The organism is Amycolatopsis sp. NPDC059021, assembly GCF_042739895.1.
In the GTDB taxonomy this organism is placed as follows: Bacteria; Actinomycetota; Actinomycetes; order Mycobacteriales; family Pseudonocardiaceae; genus Amycolatopsis.
Map to the genome: position 1 here is coordinate 36545 of NZ_JBHYIQ010000096.1, position 2981 is coordinate 39525.

A 2981-nucleotide genomic window follows, 5' to 3' on the forward strand; every position below is an offset into this window, starting at 1 on the left:
GAGCGTGCGGTGGGTGCGCTTCGCTGAGCCCCCCCCCCCCCCCCGCGGGCCCGCGCCCGCCCGCCGCGGCGCATGGGGCCGGCATCGCCGCTCGTCAGGCTTGGCGAGCCGGTTCGGCGTGCTGGGGCCGGTCGGCGAGCTTCAGCCACATGACGCCGGCGATGATCACGGCCAGCCACAGGGCCTTGGACAGAGTGAGGCTCTCGTCGAAGAAGACCGGCCCCAGTGCCGCCGCTCCCACGGCACCGATGCCCGCCCAGACGGCGTAGCCGATGCCGACGTCGATGGTGCGTAGCGCGACGCTGAGGGCGAACAGCGTCAGCAGGAAGAAGACGACGGCGACGAGGGACCACGGCAGCACGGTGAAGCCGTGGCTGCCGCCGACGGACAGGGCGTAGCCCACCTCGAAGACGCCGGCGAGGAGAAGGACGAGCCATGCTCGTGTGCGGCGCGCGGTGCTGGTGAGGGTCGTGGTGGTGCTGGTCATGTCTGATTCCTTTCGTGGTGAGGTGGCCGGTGTGGCGGGATTCAGGCCGCTCCGCTGAGCTGGAGGCCGACGACGCCGGCGATGACGACGGCGATGCCCAGGAGCTTGCGCCAGCCGAGGCGCTGGCCGAAGAGGAGAGCGCCGAGGATGACGATCCCGACACCGGCGATGGAGGTCCACAGGGCGTAGCCGACACCGACCTGGAAGGTGAGCAGCGCCAGGCTGAGGAAGTAGGTGGCGATGCCGCCGCTGACCAGTGTCGCGATGGTCCACAAGGGACGGGTGAAGCCTTGGGCCTTGCCCGCGACGATGGCGACGGTGATCTCGAAGACGACGGCGATGCCGAGGTAGAGCCAGTGCATGATGAGTCCTCCGGTCAAGAAAAATCAGGGCTGAGCGGTGCGGCGGGGTCCCGGGTGACGTCGGCGCTCACGCGGCCGCCGCCTCGTCAAGGGCATGGCGGAGCACGCTTTCGGAAGCCACGCCTTCGATGCGCCGGCCGCCGACGATGATCGTCGGCACGACCGTGATGTCCATCCGGGCCGACTCCGCCAGGGCCTGACGGTGCCGCCGGGCGTACACCGGATCGTCGAGAGCAGCCGAGTAGCCGGCCGGTTCCAGACCCACCTCCTCGGCCAACCGGGCGAGAACGCCGCGGTCTCCGATGTCGCGGTCCTCGCGGAAGAACGCCGTCAGCACGCGGTGGTGATAGGCATCGGCCCGGTCCTTCTCCGCGGCGTACTGGGCGCCACGGAAGGCGAGCTCGGTGTAGGGCTGCGGCGAGACGGTCGGCAGGATCATCGGTATGCCGAACCGACGGGCCATCGGGTAGACGGCGCGCTGCCAGACATCGGGCAGGTACGGGTCCTCGGGGCGCAGCGTGCGCGCCGGACGGGGCCGCAGTTCGTGCGCGTGATGTTCGACACCGACGTCCGGCCGGTCGGCGGTCACGCGGGCCACCAGTTCACCGGCGATGAGGCAGAACGGGCACACGTAGTCTGACCAGAGGTGGATCCGAACGGTCATGGCGATCTCCGGTTGCTCGGGCACCCACGGTGGGCGCCGGCCCGTCGATCGTGGAACCTGACACCAGTGTCAACTGCAAGAATGGGAACCGGCAGGACGGGCGGAGGAGGGCTTCATGCGGATCGGTGAGTTGGCGGAGGCCAGCGGTGTCAGCACCCGTTCGCTGCGCTACTACGAGCAGCAAGGGCTGATCAGGGCCGAGCGCACCGTCGGCGGCTGGCGGGACTTCGACGCCGCCATGGTCGAGCGCGTCGTGATGATCCAGCACCTCTTCGCCGCCGGTCTGAGCAGCGGCACCATCGACGAACTGCTGCCGTGTCTGGAGGCCCCTCCCGAAGAACGCACCGGAGTCATGGAACAACTGCTCGCCCAGGAAGTCGAACGGCTGGAGACCAAGCGCCGCGACATCGAGCGCGAGCTGGAGACCTTGCAGGCGCTGCGAAGCGACGTCGCCCTTCCCGACGGCGCGATTCTTCCGCCGGGATCTTCGGGTTGACCCTCCGGTAACTGGAGGTTTTAGCGTCGCCCGCATGGCACCGAAGACGAAGAAACGAACCCATCAGGTCACGCTGCACCTCGACGCGGGCAACGCCCCGGTCGTCGACCTCGGCAAGATGCTGGGGCAGACCGGGGTCAACCTCGTCGAGGTCAAGAAGGCCTACGACACGGCGACAGCGGCCCAGCGCGGCGACGTCGTCCCGGTGGTCGTATCGGTGTTCGAGGACCGTTCCTTCGAACTGCGGCTCAAGACACCGCCGACCTCGTTCCTGATCCGGAAAGCATTGGGCGACAAGGGATCCGCACGACCCGGGCATGAGACGGCCGGGAAGCTGACGCGGGATCAGCTGCGTGAGATCGCCGAGCGCAAACTGCCCGACCTCAACACCGCCGACCTCGACGCGGCCATGCGGACCGTCGCCGGGACGGCCCGCTCGATGGGCGTCGCGATCGTGGACTGACGTGCGCAAGCACGCCGTCGTGCCGCCTTTCCGCGCGCTGGACCCTGAACTGGGTGTCACGGAAAGGCTGTTGGCACAAGGAAACCCGGCGTTGCGTGACGTCGCCGCGGCGCTCCCGGACGAGCACGCGGCCACGTGCCGTCTCAACGAGTTGCTCGCCGAGACCGGCGCGCGGCCGCGGCTCGTCGACACCGGGAGCGCCTGGCGCATCGTCTATGTCACGCCGCGAGCGGAGTCCGGCGAGCTGGCCGTCGGCGCGGCCGGCCTCGCCGAACTCGTCACGGTCGGCGGCTGGCGCCGCGTCAAGCACTGCGCGAGGTGCGGGCAGCCCTTCTGTGACCGGACGTCCGGATGCACCCGGAAGTGGTGTGGCACGCATCGTTCTCACCCCGGACCGTGATGCCGGTAAGGCCACCTTGAGGGAGTCAGACGCCCACAAGGTGGGCGGATCCGGCCCGCGCCCCCGCGGTGAGTTTTAAAAAAATACCTCCCCCCCCGGGGATGTGCGA

At 69.2% G+C, this 2981-nt stretch carries 6 protein-coding genes; 3 read left to right on the plus strand and 3 right to left on the minus strand.

The window, feature by feature from the left end; genetic code table 11:
- Window positions 1–94: 94 nt before the first annotated feature.
- The 3 genes from ACFWX1_RS38150 to ACFWX1_RS38160 all read right to left on the minus strand — a co-directional run bounded on the left by ACFWX1_RS38150 (window position 95) and on the right by ACFWX1_RS38160 (window position 1513).
- On the minus strand, window positions 95–487 hold the full coding sequence (locus ACFWX1_RS38150) for a DMT family transporter (protein WP_378394707.1): 393 nt from the start codon (window positions 485–487) through the stop codon (window positions 95–97).
- Between the two features lie 41 nt (window positions 488–528).
- Window positions 529–849 (minus strand): DMT family transporter, encoded by a 321-nt coding sequence (locus tag ACFWX1_RS38155; RefSeq protein WP_378394708.1) that lies wholly within the window; start codon window positions 847–849, stop codon window positions 529–531.
- A gap of 67 nt (window positions 850–916) precedes the next feature.
- Window positions 917–1513, minus strand: a complete 597-nt coding sequence (locus tag ACFWX1_RS38160; protein ID WP_378394709.1) for a DsbA family protein — start codon at window positions 1511–1513, stop codon at window positions 917–919.
- 115 nt (window positions 1514–1628) lie between these two features.
- Between ACFWX1_RS38160 and ACFWX1_RS38165 the strand changes: the two genes are divergently transcribed.
- From ACFWX1_RS38165 to ACFWX1_RS38175, 3 genes are read left to right on the plus strand one after another with little or no spacing between them, the layout of a single operon-like run.
- Complete coding sequence (locus ACFWX1_RS38165; protein ID WP_378394710.1) at window positions 1629–2009, plus strand: MerR family transcriptional regulator; 381 nt, start codon at window positions 1629–1631, stop codon at window positions 2007–2009.
- 34 nt (window positions 2010–2043) lie between these two features.
- Window positions 2044–2472 (plus strand): uL11 family ribosomal protein, encoded by a 429-nt coding sequence (locus ACFWX1_RS38170; protein WP_378394711.1) that lies wholly within the window; start codon window positions 2044–2046, stop codon window positions 2470–2472.
- 1 nt (window position 2473) lies between these two features.
- Window positions 2474–2872: a hypothetical protein gene (locus ACFWX1_RS38175; protein WP_378394712.1), complete on the plus strand. Its 399-nt coding sequence runs from the start codon at window positions 2474–2476 to the stop codon at window positions 2870–2872.
- Window positions 2873–2981 lie beyond the last annotated feature (109 nt).